Origin of the sequence: Brachybacterium equifaecis (assembly GCF_023509525.1) — a bacterium.
GTDB lineage: Bacteria > Actinomycetota > Actinomycetes > Actinomycetales > Dermabacteraceae > Brachybacterium > Brachybacterium equifaecis.
Genome location: NZ_JAKNCJ010000001.1, coordinates 243489 through 262907, shown reverse-complemented (window position 1 = coordinate 262907; position 19419 = coordinate 243489). Strand labels below are relative to the sequence as shown.

Here is a 19419-nt window from a genome sequence, read left to right as displayed (position 1 = left end):
GCCCGCTCCGCCCTTCGCCCGGGACCTTCGGCCGTTTCCGGGCCTCGCGGCGCGCCTAGCGTGGAGGCATGACCACCACCGCTGACACCGCAGACACCGCAGCCGCGCAGGGCATGGCGCGCGATCCGTGGGAGGGGTTCACCGCGGGCCCCTGGCAGGACCGGATCGACGTGCGCGACTTCGTGCAGCACAACTACACCCCGTACGACGGCGACGCCTCCTTCCTCGCGGGCGCCACCGAGAAGACGCTTCGCGTGTGGAGCACGCTCCAGCAGGACTACCTCTCCGTCGAGCGCCAGCGCCGCGTCTTCGACGTCGACACCGAGACTCCCGCCGACATCGACGCGTTCCCCGCCGGGTACATCAGCGAGGACGACGACGTGATCGTCGGCCTGCAGACCGACGTCCCGCTGAAGCGCGCGATGATGCCCGCGGGCGGCTGGCGGATGGTGGAGACCGCGATCCGCGAGGCCGGCAAGGAGCCGAGCGAGCGCGTGAAGGAGATCTTCACGAAGCATCGCAAGACCCACAACCAGGGCGTCTTCGACATCTACACCCCGCGGATCCGCGCCGCGCGCTCCTCGCACATCATCACCGGTCTGCCCGACTCCTACGGCCGCGGGCGCATCATCGGCGACTACCGCCGCCTCGCGCTCTACGGCGCGGACCGCCTGATCGCCGACAAGATGCGCGCGAAGGATGCCGTCGTCGGCCAGCCCTTCTCGGAGCACTGGGCGCGCTACCGCGAGGAGCACGCCGAGCAGATCACCGCGCTCAAGAAGCTCGTGACCCTCGGCGAGATCTACGGCCTGGATCTGCGCCGCCCCGCGGCGAATGCGCAGGAGGCCGTGCAGTGGACCTACATGGCCTACCTCGCGGCGGTGAAGAGCCAGGACGGTGCGGCGATGTCCATCGGCCGCCTCTCGCCGTTCCTCGACTCGTACTTCGAGCGCGATCTGCGCGCGGGCCTGATCACCGAGACCGACGCGCAGGAGATGATCGATGCGCTCGTGATCAAGCTGCGCATCGTCCGCTTCCTGCGGACCATCGACTACGACCAGATCTTCTCGGGCGATCCGTACTGGGCGACGTGGTCGGACGCGGGCTTCTCGGAGGACGGCCGCAGCCAGGTCACCAAGACCTCCTTCCGCCTCCTGCAGACCCTGCGCAACCTCGGCCCCGCCCCGGAGCCGAACATCACGATCTTCTGGGACCCGGCGCTGCCGGAGGGCTACAAGGAGTTCTGCTCAGCGGTCTCCATCGAGACCAGCTCCCTGCAGTACGAGTCCGACGAGCAGATCCGCGACCGCTGGGGCGATGATGCGGCGATCGCCTGCTGTGTCTCTCCGATGAAGGTCGGCAAGCAGATGCAGTTCTTCGGCGCGCGCGTGAACGCCGCGAAGGCCCTGCTCTACGCCATCAACGGCGGCCGCGACGAGGTCAGCGGCAAGCAGGTCACCGAGCCGGGGCTGTTCACCCCGATCGAGGGCGATGAGCCGCTGGACTTCGACGAGGTCTGGCAGAAGTACGAGGAGATGCTCGACTGGGTGGTCGGCACCTACGTCGAGGCGCTGAACATCATCCACTACAGCCACGACAAGTACGCCTACGAGTCGATCGAGATGGCCCTGCACGACTCGGAGATCATCCGCACGATGGGCTGCGGCATCGCCGGGCTCTCGATCGTCGCGGACTCGCTCTCGGCGATCAAGCACGCGAGGGTCACCCCGGTGCGCGACGCGACCGGACTGATCACCGACTACGTCACCGAGGGCACCTTCCCCGTCTACGGGAACGATGACGACCGGGCCGACGACATCGCCGCGACGATCGTCCACACCGTGATGGAGAAGATCAAGGAGATCCCGCTGTACCGCGACGCGATCCCCACGCAGTCGGTCCTCACGATCACCTCGAACGTCGTGTACGGCAAGGCGACCGGATCTTTCCCCTCCGGGCACCGGGCCGGCACGCCCTTCGCGCCGGGAGCGAACCCCGAGAACGGCATGGACAGCCACGGCATGGTGGCCTCGATGCTCTCGGCCGGGAAGCTCGACTACAACGACGCCCTCGACGGCATCTCGCTCACCAACACCATCACTCCGCAGGGGCTCGGCCGCACGAAGGACGAGCAGGTGAAGAACCTCGTCGGCATCCTCGACTCCGGCTTCGTGATGGACGAGGCGGACGCGCAGGACTGACCTGCGCGCTCCCGCGCCCCGCCTTCTCGCATCCCGCCTTCCCGATCACCCGATTCCCGCACTGCCCAAGGAGAACCGCCATGACCACGAAGACCTTCGACCAGCGCCTCGCGCAGATGAAGTCCCAGCGCGCCGCGAACAACATGGAGTCCGGTCTGTACCACGCGAACATCAACGTCCTGAACAAGGACACCCTGGTGGACGCGATGGAGAACCCGGAGAACTACCCGAACCTCACGGTGCGCGTCTCCGGCTACGCGGTGAACTTCGTGAAGCTCACCCGTGAGCAGCAGCAGGACATCCTCGAGCGCACCTTCCACCAGGGCGCCTGACACCCCAGACCGGCGCCCGTGAGGGCGCCTCCCCGATCAGCGACCACCACGGGGGCGTGGGAGCGCTGATCCGCAGGGCCGACGGGCCAGCGGCGCCATCGGCTCGCCCGCCGTCGGCCCTGCACCATCGTGAGGAGCGAACCATGGCCCCGATCGCCCAGCCGATCCCTCTCCAGCTCGGCGTCCCCGTCGCGAACCGCCGCCTCGGCGGCGGCATCGACGGGCTCATCGAGGCGGAGGTCGAGCGGGGGGAGCGGCTCGACGCGATGCGCGCGGGCACCCTCGCCTCGATCCACTCCTGGGAGTTGGTGACGGCGGTCGACGGCCCCGGCACCCGCCTGACGGTCTTCTTCGCGGGCTGCCCGCTGCGCTGCGTGTACTGCCACAACCCCGACACCATGGCCATGCGCAACGGTCAGGACGTCCCGCTCGCCCAGATCGTCAGCCGGATCCGCCGGTACCGCAAGGTGTTCCAGGCCTCCGGCGGCGGCATCACCCTCTCGGGAGGCGAGGTCCTCCAGCAGAGCGCCTACGCCCAGAACGTGCTCGAGGCGGCGAAGGAGATGGGCGTGCACACCGCGATCGATACCTCGGGCTTCCTCGGCGCCGCGGCGACCGACACGCTGCTGGACTCCGTGGACCTCGTGCTGCTCGACGTGAAAGCGGGACTCGAGGACGTCTACAAAAACCTCACCGGCCGTCCGCTGCGGCCGACGATCGCCTTCGGCGACCGCCTGCGGGACCGCGGCACGCCGGTGTGGATCCGCTTCGTGGTGGTGCCCGGCTGGACCGACAGCGTGGAGAACGTCGAGGCAGTGGCCGACATCGTGGAGCGCTGGAGCGAGGTCGTGGAGCGTGTGGAGGTGCTCCCGTTCCACAACATGGGCCAGGACAAGTGGGACACCCTCGGCATGGAGTATCGCCTGCGAGACGTGGCGCCGCCGGATTCCGCGACGGTCGAGCGCGTGCGCGAACAGTTCCGGGCCCGGGGGCTCACCGTCTACTGACGCGCGGTGCGGTGCGGTGCGGTGCGTCGCGCGAGCAGGCTCAGCCGCCCGCGACGACCACGACGATCACGCCCGGATCCCCGCCCGGCGCCTCGGGCCAGGCGCCCGCGGTCTGCTCGGAGTCGGAGCGGGTCCACGCCTGCCCCTGGTAGCGCACCTGCACGACGCCCCCATCGCCGGCCTGGGCGGCCGCCCAGTTCGCGAGCGCCCAGCCGCGCGCGGTGTCGCCGTGGGGGTCGATCACCAGCGCGGTCGCTCCGGCTCCCTCTGGCGCAGTGCCGTCGCCGAGCGCCGCGCCGGTGCCGCTGAGGGAGCTGGTGATCGTGCCCGCCCCGATGCTCCGGGAGAACTGGCGCTCGAGCACTGCCTGCAGATCCTGCGGGTTCACGGGACCGCTCGCAGGCTCCAGGTCGCACACCAGGTTCCCGCCGGACTGCCCGGTGAGCGCGGAGGCGAAGATGCGCCCCTCGGTCTCATGGTCGGCGTACGCCTCGGGGTAGCCGGAGCGCTGCACCTTCTGGGCGGCGTCGTTGACCTCCATGGACTCGTAGTCCAGGGTGACCAGCACGTCGTAGAACGCATTGCTCGCGTAGACCGGGTCCATGATCTGCTCCGCCGTGCCCCAGTCCTGCGAGGGACGCTGCTGGAACAGACCCACCGAGTCGCGGTCCCCGTAGTCGATGTTCTGCAGCTTCGACTCCTGGTACGCGGTCGCGAGCGCGATCGATGCCGCCCGCGGCGGGAGGCCGCGGTCCACCGCGACGGCCGAGATCAGCGCGGCGTTCGCCGTGCGCTCGGTCGTGTAGGAGTGCGTGGTGCCGAGGCCGGCGGCGGTGCACTCGCCGGTGCGGCGCGCCGCGTCGAATCCCGTGAGGGCGACGTAGGTGCCGCCCGCGACGAACAGGATCGCCGCGAGCAGCACGAGCGGCACCAGCAGGTGCCGCCAGCGGCTGCGGGGAGCGTTCGCCATCGGGATCCCGGTGCGCGTCAGTTCGCGTGCAGGGCGTCGTTCAGCGCGACCGTCTGGCCCTCGCGGGCGACGACCTCGACGGCGCCGGTGACGGAGTTGCGGCGGAACAGCAGGTTGCTGACGCCCGAGAGGTCGCGCGCCTTGACGACGCGGCCCGCATCCTCGGTGCCGACGACCGTGACCTTCGTGCCGGCCGTGACGTACAGCCCCGCCTCGACCACGCAGTCGTCTCCGAGCGAGATGCCGACCCCGGCCTCGGCGCCGACGAGGGAGCGCTTGCCGATGCGCACGCGCTGGGTGCCGCCGCCGGAGAGGGTGCCCATGGTGGAGGCACCCCCGCCGATGTCGGAGCCGTCCTCGACGATGACGCCCTGCGAGATGCGGCCCTCGATCATCGAGGTGCCGAGCGTGCCGGCGTTGAAGTTCACGAAGCCCTCGTGCATGACGGTGGTGCCCTCGGCGAGGTGCGCGCCGAGCCGCACGCGGTCCGCATCGCCGATGCGCACGCCCGTCGGCATCACGTAGTCGACCATGCGCGGGAACTTGTCGACGCTGAAGACGGTCGGGGTGCGGCCGGCAGCGATGAGGCGCAGGCGCGTCTCCTCGAAGCCCGTCACGGCGCAGGGGCCCTCGGAGGTCCACACCACGTTCGTGAGCTGGCCGAAGAGACCGTCGAGGTTCTGCGCATTGGGCTCGACGAGGCGGTGGGAGAGCAGGTGCAGGCGCAGGTAGGCGTCGGCCGCATCGGCCGGGGGAGCGGCCAGCTCGATCGCGCGCACGACGACCTCCTGGCGCGTCCCGCGGACCTCGTCGGCCCGGGCGGCGGCGCTCAGCTGCGCGTGCAGGGGGTGGTCCTCCGGAGCGGTGGGCGCCTCGTCGAGCTGGGGGGAGGGGTACCAGACGTCGAGCGTCGCGCCATCGGCGGAAAGGGTCGCGAGACCCGCACCCCAGGCATGCGTGGGGGCGGGGGACTGCTCGGTGGCGGCGGGATCGGTCGCAGGCGTCGTCATGCATCCGATTCTACGAAGGGTCCTCCCCAGCGGTCTGGGAGGGTCCGCCCGGTGAGCCCGACCTCACGTCGGACGTGGCTGGCGCCCTCCCGCCGACGAGCGCGAACAGGGCACGGAACTCGACCAGTCGCTCCTCGGACGAAGGGGCGGTCGGGAGGTCTCGGCCCTGCTCATCGCGGTTCAGCGCGGCGAACTCCCGCAGGAGGGCGTCAGCGCGCGAGCCGAGCTCCTCGGCCTGCGCCATCGTCAGCAGGAGGGAGGTGGAGTGCATCGTCCCGAGGCCCTCGCGAGGCGTCCCGGAGTGGTCGGCGTCGCGAGCCTGGGTGGTCTCGGAGATCCAGGCCGAGCGCACCCATTCGAGCGCTGCGAGGCTGGCGGCGGCGGAGGCTGCGGCGAAGTCATCCGTGGTCCCGCTGGGCTCGGCCCCGGAGCCCTCGGCGCCCGCGAGGAAGGAGGTCTGCTGCAGGCGCCAGACCCGGTCGCGCCGGTCCCGCGCCTCCTCCGGCGCCTCGACGATCACTCCGCCGCGCGCGAGCATCCGCAGGTGGTAGCTCAGCGAGTTCGCCGGGACGCCGAGCTCGGCGGCGAGATCTGCCGCGCGAGCGGTCCCGCGACGGCCGATGCGCTCCACGAGCTGCAGCCGCAGGGGATGCGCCATGGCGCGGAGCATCTCCTGGGTGGCGGGCGGGTCGGAGGGATCCCCCGCGGGCGCGGGCCCGGGGTCGCGCTCGCCCGCAGGCGATGCGGGAGGCATGGTCATGTCGCGAGTCTAGTGATGCGCGCCTGCCCGGCTGCTCGCGGGGCGCGCGGACGGCTCGATACCCCGAAGCCAGTACGCAATGAATATTGCGCAATAAGACGTGCGGAACTAGAGTCCCGCTATGAGCACGAGCACCTCCGACACCGGCGAGCCCCTTCCGCTGCGGCGCAATCGCGAATACATGACCTGGATGACCGGCGACCTCCTCCTCGAAGCCGGGGGAGGGGTCGCCGCCTTCGCCTTTCCGCTCGTGACGCTCTACGCCACGGGATCCGCGGAGGCCGTGGGGATCGTGGGCCTGGTCGAGGGGCTCGGAGTGCTCGGCGGAATGCTCCCGGGCGGCGTGCTCGCGGACCGCGTCGACCGGAAGCGTCTGCGCCTGCTCTCCGCGGGCTTCGGCGCACTCCTGCAGGCGCTCCTGATCGCGATCCTCGTGCTCGGGGCGGCGAGCGTTCCGCTCCTGGCTGTGCTCGCCTTCGCCGATCGCTTCCGGGCGGGAGTGCTCGGATCCGCGTCCGGGGCGATGCTCAAGCAGATCGTGCCGCCGGCGCAGCTCCCGAGAGCGTTCGCCATCAACGAGGGGCGCGGGGCGGCGATCGAGCTCGGTGCCGGGCCCCTCGGCGGAGCACTGCTGGCGCTGCACCTCGCCGCACCCTCGCTCCTGCTCGTGCTCGGTCAGCTCTCCGCTCTGGTCTCCACGCTCCTGCTGCGCGGCGACTATCGCCCGCGCGCGCTCGACGCTCCGGGGACGACGGTGCGCGCCGATCTGAGGGAAGCGCTGCGATGGGCGGTCGGGCAGCAGATGCGGCTGCAGCTCCTGACTGTGGGGGCCCTGGTGAATTTCGGACTGAACGGCGTGCTGCTGACCGTCGGCCTGCAGCTCGCGATCGTCGGCATGGCGCCCGCCCGCATCGGGCTGCTCGCCACCGCGCTCGCCGTCTCGATCCTCGTCGGCGCTCTGATCGCACCGCGCATCGTGGAGAAGGTGCCGTCGGGCGCCGTCGTCCTGGTGGCGCTCGGTCTCCTGGCGGCCGCCGCTGCCGCCGTCCCGTTCGCGAGCGGGCTCATCGGCTATGCCGCCCTGTATGCGGTCATGGGCATCGGGCTCGCGCCGGCGAATGCGGCGATCCAGGGCTTCCTCCTCCACATCACGCCGACGGCGATGCAGGGGAGGGTGATGTCTCTGAACGGCCTGGTGGCGCTCGGACTGATGCCCTTGATGCCGATGGCGGCGGGATGGGGGCTTGCGCACGTCGGCCCCCGCACGACGCTCCTGGTCTTCGCTGGCGTCTGCGTGCTGGCGCTGGCGATCGCCGCACTCGGTCCGCATCTGCGGCGCGTCCCGGCTGCGCCGCTCTGGGATGCGCACGCACGGGCGGAGGGGCTCTCAACGTCATGAGAGGCCGACGGGATGCGCAGCAGCGCCTCCTCGGCTCCAGGGGTCTCGCGGCGACCGAAGTGTGGCGATACCGTCACAGCAGGACACGCGACCCATAAAGGAAGAGCGGGTGCCGCATAAGCTGGATGCATGACCTCCCTTCCCTCTGCCGAGACCTCGGGGCCCGCCTCAGCCGCCGATTCGGGCGCGACCGCCGCCCCGGCGCTGCGCCGCAGCGTCTCCTTCACCCAGCTCATCGCCTACGGCCTCGTGTTCATCGGGCCCGCCGCGGCCGTCGGCGTGTGGGGTGCGCTCGATGCCCGCTCGGGCGGCGTCGTGCCGATCGTGTACCTCGTGGCGACCCTCGCGATGGCGCTCACCGCCTCCAGCTACGCGGTCATGTCCCGCGCGGTGCCGCGCGCCGGCACCGTGTTCGCCTACGCCTCCGAGGCCTTCGGCCCGCGCACCGGGCACATGGCCGGATGGATGGTGCTGCTGGACTACATCCTCATCCCGTCCGTCGCCTACCTCTTCACCGGCATCGCGCTGAACTCCCTGTTCCCCGCGGTCCCGGTGTGGGTGTTCGTGGCGATCGCGGTGATCGCGACGACCGCCCTGAACCTCTCGGGCGTCGGCGTCACCGCGCGCGTCTCGATGGCCGTGGTGATCATCGAGGTGATCGTGCTGCTGATCGTGCTGATCGCGGGCGTCGTCACGCTCGTCCAGAGCGGACCGGTGCGGCCCTGGCTCGATCCGCTGACCGGGGGCGCGGCGGGGCTCGACTGGAGCCTGATCCTCTCTGCCGTCGCGATCGCCGTGCTCAGCTACCTCGGCTTCGACGCGCTCGCCACCTTCGCCGAGGAGACCACCGGAAGCTCCCGCGTCATCGGCCGGGCCACGCTCGCCTGCCTCGTCATCGCGGGGCTGCTGTTCATGGCGCAGACCTACATCGGCGCGCTGCTGAGCCCGCTGAGCACCGCCGAGCTCCAGGCAGATCCCTCGCTCCAGGGCGCCGCCTATTACACGATGGTCGACGAGTCGATCTCCCCGGCCCTGCACTGGCTGCTCGCGCTCGCGAAGGCGGCCGGCGCGGCCTTCGCTGCGCTCGTCGGGCAGTCCGCCGCCTCCCGCGTGCTCATGGACATGGGCCGCTCGGGCTCGCTCCCGCGCGCGCTGTCCCGCATCTCCGCGCGCAGCGGCGCGCCCTTCCTCGGGATTCTCGTCGTCGCCGCCGCGAACGTGGTCGTCTCCATCTGGGCGGCGACGCGCGCCGACGGGCTCGACCGCGTGGTCTCGATCGTCGACGTCGGCGCGCTCGTCGGCTTCACCCTGGTGCACCTCTCGGTCATCGGCTACTTCGTGCTGCGGCGCCGCGGGGGAGCGATCTCCTGGCCCGTGCATGTGCTGATCCCGGCGGTCGGCGCGCTCGTGCTGCTCGCGGTGCTCGTGAACATCTCGCACCTGGCGCTGCTCGTGGGCTCCGTGTGGGCGGTCATCGGAGCGGTGGTGCTGCTGGCGCGCGGTGTCGGCCGCCGCCCCGCATCCCCGATACTGGAGGGATGACCACCCCCGCCGCCCCGCTCCGCACGGTCGCCGTGATCGGTGCGGGGCCGCGCGGCACCGCGATCATCGAGCGCCTCACGGCCGCGTCGCTGGCCGATTCGTGGCAGGGGACGTTGACGGTGCACCTGATCGATCCGGCCGTCGGTCTCGGCGGCGCGGTCTGGCGCTGCGACCAGAGCCCCGTGCTGCTGATGAACACCACCACCGCGCAGACCACGATGTACCCCGATCCCACCTGCAGGCCCGTGCTGCCCGTCCCGCACCGGGAGACCCTCGCCGAGCACCTCGCCCCGCGGGGCCTCGGCCCCGCGGACTTCGCCCCGCGCGCCGAGCACGGCCGGTACCTCGCCGCCGTCCTCGAGCGCGCCGAGCGCGACGCCGATCCCGCGCGCCTGCGGATCATCCGCCATGCCGCCGAAGCGGTCGACGTCACCGGTGAGGCCGACGGCCCCCAGGAGATCCGCCTGTCGACCGGCGAGGTGCTCGCGGCCGACGCCGTCGCGCTCGCGCTCGGACATCTGGGCACCGCCCCGGGCCCCCGCTCGCAGATCATGGAGCACGCCGCGCAGCGGTACGGACTCGTCCACATCGCCCCCGCGAACCCGCTCGAGGTCGACTACCGCCGTCTCCTCGGCCGCGAGCGCGTCGCCGTGCAGGGCATGGGGCTCAACTTCTACGACGCGATCGGCATGATCACCGAGGCCGCTGGCGGCCGCTTCGAGGAGGACGCGAACGCTCCGAGCGGGCTGCGGTATGCGCCCGTCGGCGCCGAGCCGCAGCTGCTCGTGGGCTCGAGGTCCGGGATGGTCTACCGCCCGAAGCCCGACGTCAGCCCGTACCTTCCCGATCCCTATGTGCCCCGGATCCTCACCTCCGAGCGCGTCATGGAGCTGTCCGTGCGCGAAGCGGGGCTGGACCATGAAGCCGACGTCATGCCGCTGATCCTCGCCGAGCTCGTGCGCGCCCTGGGTGCCGCCGGGTACCGGGAGCTCGCGAGCGAGAAGGCGGTGCTGCGGATCCTCTTCCCGCTGGGCCGGCGCGGAGGGGCCATCGAGGACGCGCACGTGCGCACCCGCGACCTGCTGCGCGCGGCGCTCGCCGACGCGGCCGCCCCGAGCCCCGCCTGGCTGCTGATCTTCCGCGTGCTCACCGCCTGCCGGATCCAGGTGAACCAGCTCGTGGACCTCGGCGCCTACACGAGCGAATCCCTGTCGCGCGACATCGACGGCCACCTCCGCAACGCCTTCGCCTCCTGGGCCTCGGGCCCGCCTGTGCTGCGCGCCCGCCAGGTGCTCGCGCTCGAAGAGGCGGGGCTGCTGCGCTTCACCGGCCCCGGGATGAGGCTCGACGTGGACGACGCTGCTGGCGCTTACCGCGTGACCACGGGCTCCGGCCCGGAGGATGTCGCGCTGTGCGACGGGGTGCTGGAGGCGCACCTGCCGCCGGTCGAGCTGAACGCGTACACCGCGCCGCTGCTGCAGGCCTGGCGCTCGCGCGGCGAGGTGCGCGCCGACTCGAAGACCTCCCGCGGCACGGGCCGGCCCCTCCCGACGGGCTCGATCGCCGTGGACGGCCTGTACTGCCCGATCGCGAAGGACGGCCGCGTCTTCACCCGCCGCCTCATGGTCGGCGTCCCGGTCTCCACAGCCCAGCCCGGCTCCGCGATCACCGCCGAGCCCGGCACGGGAGCGCAGCTCCTGCACCACGCCGAGGTCGTCGCCCGCCGCCTCGCGGCCTTCGGCGGGGCCTGAGCGGCCATGCGCGCTCGCGGGCCGCTGATGCTCTTCACGGCATGGGCGCTCCATGATGTCGAAGAGGCGCTGACCTTCCCTGATGCCTGCGACGTCCTCGCGGCGCGCACGGGGCGGTCGCGGCTCCGCATGGATGCCCGGCAGTCCTGGACGGCGGTCGGGGCAATGGGAATCCTGGTCGGTGCCGCCTGCCTCCGGGGCGCGACCTCGAACGGCAGCTCCCGGCTCTATCGCGCCGTTCTCGCGGGGCTCGGGGCGCACGTCGGCACGCATCTTCTGGCATCGGTGGCGGCGCATCGGTACACCCCCGGGGTGATCACGGCTGTCCCGGTCATGGGAGCCGGGGCGTGGGCGGCCGCCCATGATCTGGAGCGTGAAGGGGGCGGTCTGAGCGCCGCAGATCTGCGGCGAGGATTCGCGGTCCTCGCCCCGGCCGTCATCGTCTGCCACGTCCTTGCACGGCTGCCGAATTACGCACGAACGCCATGATCAGCGGGTCCCAGGACTAGGACCAGCCTGCTCGGCGTTCGCCCCCAGGCCGGACCCTCGACCGCTGAGAGGGCGGCGACGGTGCATTCTGCAGGCCCCCATTCGGCAACGGTCGGGCTGAAGCTTTCAGCAGCTGTTCGAACACTCCCGCCATGAATCCTCAGCTTCCGAAGTCTCACCTGCTCGCGCCGCGAACACGGCGGTCTCAGGTCATGCCGCCCTCACGCATCCGATCTTCCTGGCATGGCAGAGATGTCCGGGGCGATGAAGAACGTTCGGATGTGGTACCGCGGCGCTGAATCATCCTGCCCGCTGGTAATAGTGGCGAATCCGGAAAAGTGGCACGAGACGAGCTCTCCCGCCTCGGCCTTGGTATCAACCAGGCGCTTCCACTGTCTCGTTCGGGCGCTGTCGACCAGCGAGTCGATGACTGCGTGAAACTGCGTGGAAGGATCGTCTGCGTCGGTTCGACCCGCGACGTCGAATCTCACCCCGGCCATATCGTCAGGCCCATCTTCGAGGAGAGCCGCGGAAAGTATGTGTCCTGAGCCAGTGAATATCAACAAGGTGTTCAGCCGCTCCTTCCAGGTAACTCTTGTGGCGGATGGGGGTGCTGGACGGACATGGAGGGTCGCGCTGTTATTAACACGCCAGTGAAAGGCTGTCGGGAGAAATCGTGTGCGGAGCGGCCTCGCTGGAAATTCCTGCAACACGGTACCCAGCCTTGTCGAGAATGTAGATCCAATACACGGTCTTCGGCGGGCATTGCAGTACCGATACTGCCCGGCACTCCGTGTTCCCGAGGTGCATGTCGGGATATTGGGTGCGGAGATACCTGAGGCGATTATTGCATTTGGTGTTCGTTGTGTAGTTAACGTAATCGTAAGGTATCCAGGCTGCCATCATCTCGTGCGAGGCCTGGGTGGCGAGAGGTTGTTCCGCTGTTGCAGTCGAGGGGGCCGCGAGCAGTGTGAACGACAGGGCTGTCGCAAAAAGCAGCCTCGCCGCCTAAGTGATCGTGGTTCGCATGGGTGCACTCCTGGGTGGTTTTGGTGCAGGGCTTCTTCGAGGATAAGAGTGCCATGACTCACACTCGGGGGCGTGGGAACGTGACCATATCGTTATGGGGCACGTTGAGGGTGGCGGTGTCTTAGCGTCGTGGCAACACCCTGGTCGGCCGGGGTTCGAGCGGTCGCTGGGACTCGCTGAAGCGCCCTGGGTTCCGTTCCGAGTCTCGGCAAGGAGAATCGGTACGGAATCCAGGGCGCTCCAGTGTCCCTCAGGCCACCAGGAACGGCAGGGCCAGGGAACCTGCGACCAGCAGCACCAGCAGCGCGGTCGCGATCATCCCTCCCGTGCTCGCGAGGTTCAGCGTGTACCCGATGCCATTGCGCTTCGGCACCAGAACCGACGGGTCGCTCCGATCCGCGTAGAGCAGTCCCCCGATCCAGCGCGAGTCCTCGTCGGCCGATTCCATCTCGCCCTTCGCGGGATCCCACGGCTCGCGGCGCCTCCGCACCGCCACCGCGATGATCCCGCCGATCACCATCACATTCAGCGCGACGAACCCGCCCCACATCAGCGCCGCGCCCTGCGCTCGGGAGAGTCCGAGCAGAGTGGGCAGGGTGACCGCGCACATCAGCAGTCCGACGCCCGCGTTCACCGCGGCGAGGAGTCCGGCGGTCCCGCGCAGCTCGCGCCGGGCCCGCTGCGGGGCGCCGTCGGCATCCCCGTCGGGGAAGGTGCGCATCGGCAGGCGGGGCAGCAGCGCCCCGATCCCCGCGACCAGGAGCACGCATCCGAGGCCGATCCACACCGGGCTCAGCACCGTGCCCGCGCTGAGCGGCGCGAACGCGTCGGGCGCGCCCGAGGCGTCCCAGTGCGTGGGGTACGGATCGGGCAGGTGCTCGCACCGGGCGACCGCGACGGGGAGGGGCAGCAGCACCAGGAGCACCGCGACGAGGTGCGCGGCCCAGGTCCATCCCGGCACCCGGTGGGGGAGCGGCCCCGCGACGGCGGAGCGGGCGGTGCGCGCCCCGTCGAACCAGCGCTCGGCGCGCTTCGCCGCGAGGATCGGGCGGCGGGAGCGCACGAAGACCGCCGTCAGGGCCGCCGTCTCGAGCAGCGGCAGCGCGATGAGCAGCCCCATGAGGAGCGCCGGCCTGCTCTCGTCGACGAGGAAGGGGATCGCCGCCGCGCTCGCCGTGAACAGCACGGTCACCGCGGCGCAGCGCCACCGGTAGGCGCGCACCGCCGAGCGCACCCGCGGGTCCCCGGCCCGATCGGAGGGGACGTCGACCCCGAGGGGCACGGTGGAGCGCGAGAGGGCCGGCAGAGCGATCATCGCTGCCCCGACGAGAGCCGCGGGAACCGCGATCATCAGCGCGAGGGCTGCGGAGGTGCCCATCAGGCCTCGCCCCCAGCGGTCCGCGCGCCGAGCACGCGGTCCGCGCCGGCGGCGCACAGCGCGAGGGCCTGCTCGCGATCCAGGCCGTGAGCGAGTGCCCCGGCGAGGACGCGCTCGAGGGCGGCCTCCCACGATCTGCGTGCCGGCTCCGGCCACCTGCCCACGACCACCGTCGCGCGCGCGGTCGCAGCGGTGCTGATCAGACCGTCCTCGCGCAGCGCCTCGTAGGCCCGCACGATCGTCGCGGGGCTGACGCCGAGCGCTGAGGCGAGCCCTCGCACCGATTCCAGCCGGTCGCCCTCGCGCAGGCGCCCGCTCGCGATGGCAGCGGTGAGCTGATCGCGCACCTGGGCCCAGGCGGGCGCCTCGGCATCCGTCTCGATGAGGATCTGCAGGTCCATGGTGCGCCTCCCGCGGCAGTCGACTGTACTGCTCCCCACCATACAGTCTGTATCGGTCATCCCGATACAGTTCCGCGCGGCTGCTGGGCGACGTGCCACGATGGCTCCATGAACCACGCCGCCCCCGCTCTCGATCCGCGCGCCGACATCCTGGACCTCACCCGGCAGATCATCGACATCGAATCGGTCTCCGGGAACGAGCGCGCGCTCGCGGATGCCGTGGAGGCGGCCCTGCGCGCCCACGCTCCGCACCTGCGCATCGAGCGCGACGGCGACACGGTCCTCGCGCGCACCGAGCTCGGCCGTGACCAGCGCGTGCTGCTCGCCGGGCACCTCGACACGGTCCCCGTCGCGGGCAATCTCCCCTCCTCGCTGCGCACCCGGGACGGCGTCGAAGAGCTCGTCGGCCGGGGGAGCTGCGACATGAAGGGCGGAGTGGCCGTCTTCCTCCAGCTCGCCGTCGAGGCCGCGGAGCCGGACGTCGACCTCACGTGGATCTTCTACGACCACGAGGAGGTCGCCGCCGCCGACAACTCCCTCACCCGCATCGCCCGGGAGAAGCCGCAGTGGCTCGAAGCGGACTTCGCGATCCTCGGCGAGCCGACGTCGGCCGGAGTCGAAGGCGGCTGCAAGGGGACGATGAAGCTCGAGGTCACCGCGCACGGGAAAGCCGCGCACTCGGCGCGCGACTGGGTCGGCGAGAACGCCATTCATGCGCTCTCGCCCGTGCTCGAGCGCCTCGCCGCCTACGAGGCGCGCCGGGCCGTGATCGACGGACTCGAGTACCGCGAGTGCCTGAACGCGGTCGCGATCTCCGGCGGCATCGCCGGGAACGTCATCCCCGACCGCGCGAGCGCGACGCTGAACTACCGCTTCGCCCCCGACACCTCGCCCGAGCAGGCCGAGGCCCACGTGCGCGAGGTCCTCGCCGGTCTCCCCGTCGACATCGAGGTGACCGACAGCGCCGCCGGCGCCCTGCCGGGCCTGGACACCGCACCGGCCCGCGCGTTCCTCGAGGCGCTCGGGGAGGGTGTGCGCATCGATGCGAAGCAGGGCTGGACCGACGTCGCCCGCTTCGCGGCCCTCGGCACCCCCGCGGTGAACTTCGGCCCCGGCGACCCGCTGCTCGCCCACACCGATGACGAGCACATCCCCGTCGCCGACCTCGCCGCCTGCCGCACGGCGCTGCGGCGCTGGCTCGGGCTCGAGGCCTGAGCGCGCGGCGCGGGCGGCGCGCAGTCCCGCGCGCTACCCTCGCCCCATGACTCACGCCACGCCCGAAGCACCGCGGACCCCCGAGCCCCAGGGGGCGCCGACGGACCAGCCCCTGCCGGAGATCCAGCGCACGTCCGAGCCGCCGAGCACCCCCGGCGCGCAGCGGACCGACGAGCACCGCAAGGGGCCCGTCACCCTGCGCGGCTCCCAGCTGCCCGAGAAGACCACCGACCAGCGGCTGCTCGAGCACGACGGCGCCGTCGACTGGGTCCACTCCGACCCCTGGCGCGTCATGCGCATCCAGTCCGAGTTCGTCGAGGGCTTCGGCGCGCTCGCCGAGCTGGGCCCGGCGATCTCGATCTTCGGCTCCGCCCGCACCCCGCGCGAGCACCCCGATTACCGCACGGCCGAGCAGCTCGCCGCGGGCCTCGTGGAGATGGGCTACGCCGTCATCACCGGCGGCGGCCCCGGGATCATGGAGGCCGGCAACAAGGGCGCGAAGGAAGCGGGCGGGGTGTCCGTCGGCCTCGGGATCGAGCTGCCGTTCGAGCAGGGCATGAACGAATATGTCGACCTCGGCGTCGACTTCCGCTACTTCTTCGCCCGCAAGACGGTGTTCGTGAAGTATTCGAGCGGATTCATCGTGCTGCCCGGCGGTTTCGGCACCTTCGACGAGCTGTTCGAGGCGCTGTGCCTCATGCAGACCCACAAGATCTCGATGTTCCCGCTGATCCTCGTGGGCCGCTCCTACTGGAGCGGGCTCATCGACTGGCTGACCTCGACGGTGCTGGACCACGGGGTGATCTCCGAGCCCGATCTCTCGATCCTGCGGGTCGTCGACACCGCCGAGGAGGCGCTCGACGTGCTGGCGGAGTTCACCGCGCGCTCGGCATGACCGCCGTCAGCCCCGGGGTCCTGATCCTGCTGGGGCTCGCGCTCGTGACCGCGGCGATCTTCATCGCAGCGGCCTGGGGGAGGGTGCCGATCGGCATGGAGCGGCCCGCGCGGCCGGAGCGGCCGACGGCGCGACCGGGCTCGCATCGGACCCGATCACAGCGGCCCCGAGACGGCACCCAGGCGGCCGAGAATGCCCTCGGGGACCCCGCGGTGAGCACCATCTCCGAGAACCTGAGATAATAGGGGTGACATCGTGCTGACGGCACCCCCTCAGGGGCGCCGCGCCGGAACATCATCGAGGGAGGCAGGCGCATGGCTGCAATGAAGCCCCGCACCGGAGACGGTCCGCTGGAGGTCGTGGAGGAAGGGCGCAGCATCATCATGCGCGTTCCCCTGGAGGGCGGCGGCCGTCTCGTCGTCGAGATCAGCGCATCCGAGGCATCGGAGCTGCGCGAGGCGCTGGGCGGGGTCATCAAGGCCTGAGCCCCGCACCGCAGCGAAGGACCCCGCACCCCCGAGGATCATCTCGGGAGGCGGGGTCCTTCGCTGTACGGGGGTCCCGGCAGTCGCGAACGGCCGTGCGTCAGCGACTCGCCGTCAGCGACTCGCCGTCAGGGACGCAGCACCGCGGCGAGCACGCCGTCGCCGCTCGGCACGAGGGCGGGCACGAGATCCTCGGCCTCGGCTACCGCGCGCAGCAGCGCGCGCACCTCCTGGGTGGGGGCGTCGCGCGCCGCCGGGTCGGCCACGCGGTCGTGGTAGAGCGCGTTCAGGATCACGAGCACGCCGCCCGGTCGCAGCAGGCGCCGCGCGTGCTCGAGCAGAGCCTGGGCGTGCGGGGCGTCGGCGGAGAAGCTCACCAGGTCGTAGGCGTGATCGGTGAGGCGGCCGATCACCTCGCGGGGGCTGCCCGCGATCGTGCGGGCGCGCGCAGGGCGGATGCCCGCCTCGGTGAACGCGGCCCGGGCGGCGCGCTGGTTCTCGGTCTCCGGGTCGATCGTGGTGAGCACCCCGGCAGGGTTCATGCCCGAGAGCAGGTACAGGGAGGCGACGCCCGCCCCGGTGCCGATCTCCACGGCGCTGCGCGCATCGACCGCGGCTGCCAGCACGCGGATCATCGCACCCGCACCGGGCAGGACCGGGGCGATGCCGAGCTCGCTGCCGCGCTCGCGGGCGCGCTCGAGCACACCGTCCGCCTCGAACAGCGAATCCTCGCCGACGAACTCCTCGCCGTGGGCCCAGCTGGCGATCTTCCCCGATGCCATGCGCGCATCTCCTCCTGGATGTTGTGGAGCCTGCGCCGCGCGGCCGGATCTCCGGAACTGCGGCGGGCTCGGTCCAGGGTACGACAGGGCGCGCGCCCGTCGGCCCTGCGGAGCACCCCGAGGAGAGTTCTGCGACGTCACTCTGCCATACTGGTGCGGTCCGTCGTCCACCGGGAGCACTAAGGGGAGCACGTGGAGATCTTCGGTCTCAACGGCTGGGAGCCGCTGGTCCTCATCATCGTCTTCCTGGTCGTGATCGGCCCGCAGCGTCTTCCCGAGTACACGCGCAACGTCATCCAGGGGGTCCGCAGGGCCCGCCGCTGGGTGGAGGAGTCGCGTGCCACCGTGGAGAACGAGATGGGCATGTCGATGGACGAGCTGCGCAAGTACGATCCGCGCCAGTACGATCCTCGCCGCATCATCCGCGACGCGTGGGGCGACACCAGCCTCGACGACATCATGCCCGACACGAAGTCGCTGGTCTCTGCGGCGACCGTCGGCGGCGCCGCAGCAGCGGGTTCCGCAGCGGGCAGCTCGCGCAGCGATCGCTCGGTCAGCCGCGCGGACGCCTCCGACGCAGGTGACGGCCGCGCTCCCTTCGATCCCGAGGCCACCTGAGCGCTCCCGCCGGGCGGCAGCGCATGCCCCCTACTGCACGCTGACTACTGCACGCTGAGCGGCAGGCGCATCCCCGCGAGGCCGCGGGGTCGATGCAGCAGCGCCTGCGCGACGCCGCGCAGGGCGATCGCCGGCGCGGAGCCCGGATCCGAGACCACGACCGGCACCCCGTCATCGGCGCCCTCGCGCACGGCAGGATCCAGCGGCACCTGCCCGAGGACCGGCACGGGATGGCCGACGGCTCCCGCGAGGGTCGCGGCGACGCGCTGACCGCCGCCGGATCCGAACACCTCCATCACGGAGCCGTCCGGCAGGACGAGCCCGCTCATGTTCTCCACGACCCCGATGACGTCCTGCTCCGTGGCGGCGGCGAGGGAGCCGACGCGCTCGGCGACGCTCGCGGCGGAGACCTGGGGCGTGGTGACCACGAGCATCTGCGCCTGCGGCAGGATCTGGGCGACCGAGATCGCGACGTCCCCGGTTCCCGGGGGGAGGTCGAGCAGCAGCACGTCGAGGTCCCCCCAGAAGACGTCGGCGGTGAACTGCTCGATCGCCCGGTGCATCTTCGGCCCGCGCCAGATGACGGCCTGCTGCTCGGGCACGAACATCCCGATGCTCATCACCTTCACGCCGTGGCCCTCCGGCGGCATCAGCAGGTCGCCGACCTTGGTCGGGCGATCGGTGATGCCGAACATGCCCGGCATGGAGAAGCCGTGGATATCGGCGTCGATCACGCCCACGCGGTGGCCCTCGGCGGCCATCGCCGCCGCGAGGTTCGCGGTCACGGTGCTCTTGCCGACCCCGCCCTTGCCCGAGGAGACCGCGATGATGCGGGTGAGGGAGCCGGGGCGGTTGAAGGGGTTCTGGCGCCGGCCCTGCCGCAGGCGCTCGGTGAGCGCGGTGCGCTGAGCCTCGCTCATGGCCTCCGACTCGACGCGCACCGCGGTGAGGCCGGGGACCGTCGCTGCGGCCTCCGCGGCCATGCGCTCGATCCGGTCGCGCATCGGGCAGGCCTCGATCGTCACCAGGATCTTCACGTGCGCGGCGCCCTCGGCGTCGATCTCGACCGACTCGACCATGTCGAGCTCGGTGAGGGGGCGCTGGATCTCAGGGTCCATCACCCCGCCCAGCGCCTCGAGGATCGCGGCGATCCGC

At 71.3% G+C, this 19419-nt stretch carries 19 protein-coding genes; 12 read left to right on the top strand and 7 right to left on the bottom strand.

Translation table 11 applies throughout. The annotated features are described in order from the left end of the window. The first annotated feature begins 68 nt into the window (after positions 1-68). From Bequi_RS01210 to pflA, 3 genes are all read left to right on the top strand, one after another. Positions 69-2201 (top strand): pyruvate formate lyase family protein, encoded by a 2133-nt coding sequence (locus Bequi_RS01210; protein ID WP_249736180.1) that lies wholly within the window; start codon positions 69-71, stop codon positions 2199-2201. A gap of 80 nt (positions 2202-2281) precedes the next feature. After that, on the top strand, positions 2282-2533 hold the full coding sequence (grcA2, locus tag Bequi_RS01205; protein ID WP_249736179.1) for an autonomous glycyl radical cofactor GrcA2: 252 nt from the start codon (positions 2282-2284) through the stop codon (positions 2531-2533). Between the two features lie 143 nt (positions 2534-2676). Next, positions 2677-3540, top strand: coding sequence for a pyruvate formate-lyase-activating protein (gene pflA / locus Bequi_RS01200; RefSeq protein ID WP_249736178.1), 864 nt, complete (start codon positions 2677-2679; stop codon positions 3538-3540). Positions 3541-3580: 40 nt separating this feature from the next. Here pflA and Bequi_RS01195 read toward each other — a convergent pair whose 3' ends face one another. Genes Bequi_RS01195 through Bequi_RS01185 form a run of 3 tightly spaced genes read right to left on the bottom strand, consistent with a single transcriptional unit; the run spans position 3581 to position 6280 of the window. Then, on the bottom strand, positions 3581-4510 hold the full coding sequence (locus Bequi_RS01195; protein ID WP_249736177.1) for a hypothetical protein: 930 nt from the start codon (positions 4508-4510) through the stop codon (positions 3581-3583). Between the two features lie 17 nt (positions 4511-4527). Continuing rightward, positions 4528-5520, bottom strand: coding sequence for a 2,3,4,5-tetrahydropyridine-2,6-dicarboxylate N-succinyltransferase (gene dapD / locus Bequi_RS01190; protein ID WP_249736176.1), 993 nt, complete (start codon positions 5518-5520; stop codon positions 4528-4530). Positions 5521-5530: 10 nt separating this feature from the next. After that, positions 5531-6280 (bottom strand): ArsR/SmtB family transcription factor, encoded by a 750-nt coding sequence (locus Bequi_RS01185; protein ID WP_249736175.1) that lies wholly within the window; start codon positions 6278-6280, stop codon positions 5531-5533. Between the two features lie 121 nt (positions 6281-6401). Here Bequi_RS01185 and Bequi_RS01180 point away from each other — a divergent pair, with 121 nt between their 5' ends. From Bequi_RS01180 to Bequi_RS01165, 4 genes are all read left to right on the top strand, one after another. After that, entirely contained in the window at positions 6402-7679 is a 1278-nt protein-coding gene (locus Bequi_RS01180; RefSeq protein ID WP_249736174.1) for an MFS transporter, read from the top strand. A gap of 129 nt (positions 7680-7808) precedes the next feature. Continuing rightward, complete coding sequence (locus Bequi_RS01175) at positions 7809-9221, top strand: APC family permease (protein WP_249736173.1); 1413 nt, start codon at positions 7809-7811, stop codon at positions 9219-9221. Beyond that, positions 9218-10972, top strand: coding sequence for an FAD/NAD(P)-binding protein (locus Bequi_RS01170; protein WP_249736172.1), 1755 nt, complete (start codon positions 9218-9220; stop codon positions 10970-10972). The genes Bequi_RS01175 and Bequi_RS01170 overlap by 4 nt, the downstream gene beginning before the upstream one ends. Positions 10973-10978: 6 nt before the next feature. Then, positions 10979-11461: an HXXEE domain-containing protein gene (locus Bequi_RS01165; RefSeq protein WP_249736171.1), complete on the top strand. Its 483-nt coding sequence runs from the start codon at positions 10979-10981 to the stop codon at positions 11459-11461. A gap of 1279 nt (positions 11462-12740) precedes the next feature. On the opposite strand, the gene Bequi_RS01160 is transcribed toward Bequi_RS01165, so the two are convergent. Next, on the bottom strand, positions 12741-13868 hold the full coding sequence (locus tag Bequi_RS01160) for a DUF5808 domain-containing protein (RefSeq protein ID WP_249736170.1): 1128 nt from the start codon (positions 13866-13868) through the stop codon (positions 12741-12743). Then, positions 13868-14269 (bottom strand): GntR family transcriptional regulator, encoded by a 402-nt coding sequence (locus tag Bequi_RS01155; RefSeq protein WP_249736169.1) that lies wholly within the window; start codon positions 14267-14269, stop codon positions 13868-13870. Before Bequi_RS01155 ends, Bequi_RS01160 begins: the two co-directional genes overlap by 1 nt. Before the next feature lie 108 nt (positions 14270-14377). Between Bequi_RS01155 and dapE the strand changes: the two genes are divergently transcribed. The 4 genes from dapE to Bequi_RS01135 all read left to right on the top strand — a co-directional run bounded on the left by dapE (position 14378) and on the right by Bequi_RS01135 (position 16864). Beyond that, entirely contained in the window at positions 14378-15484 is a 1107-nt protein-coding gene (gene dapE / locus Bequi_RS01150; protein ID WP_249736168.1) for a succinyl-diaminopimelate desuccinylase, read from the top strand. A gap of 46 nt (positions 15485-15530) precedes the next feature. Further along, complete coding sequence (locus tag Bequi_RS01145; RefSeq protein ID WP_249736167.1) at positions 15531-16379, top strand: LOG family protein; 849 nt, start codon at positions 15531-15533, stop codon at positions 16377-16379. Beyond that, complete coding sequence (locus tag Bequi_RS01140) at positions 16376-16621, top strand: hypothetical protein (protein WP_249736166.1); 246 nt, start codon at positions 16376-16378, stop codon at positions 16619-16621. Before Bequi_RS01145 ends, Bequi_RS01140 begins: the two co-directional genes overlap by 4 nt. Before the next feature lie 72 nt (positions 16622-16693). Beyond that, entirely contained in the window at positions 16694-16864 is a 171-nt protein-coding gene (locus tag Bequi_RS01135; protein ID WP_249736165.1) for a DUF3117 domain-containing protein, read from the top strand. Positions 16865-16992: 128 nt separating this feature from the next. On the opposite strand, the gene Bequi_RS01130 is transcribed toward Bequi_RS01135, so the two are convergent. Beyond that, positions 16993-17646, bottom strand: coding sequence for an O-methyltransferase (locus tag Bequi_RS01130; protein ID WP_249736164.1), 654 nt, complete (start codon positions 17644-17646; stop codon positions 16993-16995). A 192-nt stretch (positions 17647-17838) separates the two neighbouring features. Here Bequi_RS01130 and Bequi_RS01125 point away from each other — a divergent pair, with 192 nt between their 5' ends. Next, entirely contained in the window at positions 17839-18264 is a 426-nt protein-coding gene (locus Bequi_RS01125) for a twin-arginine translocase TatA/TatE family subunit (protein WP_249736163.1), read from the top strand. A gap of 44 nt (positions 18265-18308) precedes the next feature. On the opposite strand, the gene Bequi_RS01120 is transcribed toward Bequi_RS01125, so the two are convergent. After that, on the bottom strand, positions 18309-19382 hold the full coding sequence (locus tag Bequi_RS01120; protein WP_430623088.1) for an Mrp/NBP35 family ATP-binding protein: 1074 nt from the start codon (positions 19380-19382) through the stop codon (positions 18309-18311). Between the last annotated feature and the right edge of the window lie 37 nt (positions 19383-19419).